Source organism: Pseudomonas sp. FYR_5, assembly GCF_043106315.1.
In the GTDB taxonomy this organism is placed as follows: Bacteria; Pseudomonadota; Gammaproteobacteria; order Pseudomonadales; family Pseudomonadaceae; genus Aquipseudomonas; species Aquipseudomonas putida_Y.
On sequence record NZ_JBICMK010000038.1, the window covers coordinates 1 to 1,113 of the forward strand.

A 1,113-nucleotide genomic window follows, 5' to 3' on the forward strand; every position below is an offset into this window, starting at 1 on the left:
CCCGGCACCGAAGAGCATGACCGGCGCTTCAAACGCCTGGAGCAATGGCTGGACCAGCACGACAGCCCGCTTTACACCGCCTTGGCGCCGTTCAACCCGTTCAAGGACAAAGCCGACGCCATCGGCGCCTTGTTCGGCGCCAGCGACAACGTGATCGAAGGGCTGGCCGGTCGCTTCCCGGCCATGGCCGACATCACCGACCTCACCGCCCAGTCGGTCAATACCGTGGTGCTCAAGCGCCTGCGCGGGCAGACCCGCTGGGATGCCAGCCATGGCCTGCGGCGGCAGGTGCAGTTGGCAGCGCGTGAGGCCAATGCCGAGAAAGCGCTGGGGTTGTTGGCGGCACGCTATCGCATCACCGAGCAGGCCATTACGGAAAACCCCTTTAGCCAGGAGGTGCAGCGGTATTTGAAGAGCGGTATGGCGCAGGTTGAAGAGATGAAAGCGTTGCGCATCTCGGGTAGCCGCACGGTGTCCATCGAGCTGACCACCACTGCGCGCGTGAAACCCAACTTCCTTGGGTTGCTCACCTCGGGCGGTGGTGGTGGTTTAAACGCGGGGATGCTGTGGTTCAACATCTTATCGCTCAAGACGGCCTACAACAGCCTGCAGAAGAGCGATGCACCTGAATACACCATGGGGTTCGCTTCATCTGTTTTCGGGGTGATTGGTGCAGCGGCGGCAACGTTGGTCAGCGTGCGGGCGACGCAAAAGGCAGTCATGCTGAGATTAAGTGCCACAGCGCCGGGCATGGCCTTTGGTAACGGTCTAATCAAGCTCCTAGGAAGCAATTTGTTCGCAAGGTTGTCCGGCTACCCGGCTATTTTCCTAGGATTCGCCTCTGACTATAAAAAATCCCAAAGGCAGAAGATGCACGGTAATACTGCCGCTTCTGATTTAACTTTCTATGGCGGGGGCGCGGTCGCAATAGGCTCCGCCTTGGTATTAGAAGGTGGATTAGCTATTGCAGGTGCCACAACATTTATCCCTTTTGCAGGGTGGGCTGCAGCTGCAGTGGTCCTATTAGGTGCTGCGATCATAGCTGGAGGCATCTACCTCCATGCGAAAGCCACCGAACACCTTCACAACCCTATAGAGCTATGGGCCAGTCGA

1 pseudogene is annotated in these 1,113 nt (G+C 58.4%); it reads left to right on the top strand.

The annotated features are described in order from the left end of the window. Nucleotides 1–1,113: pseudogene (locus tag ACF8RA_RS04070) on the top strand (hypothetical protein); the annotation flags it as partial.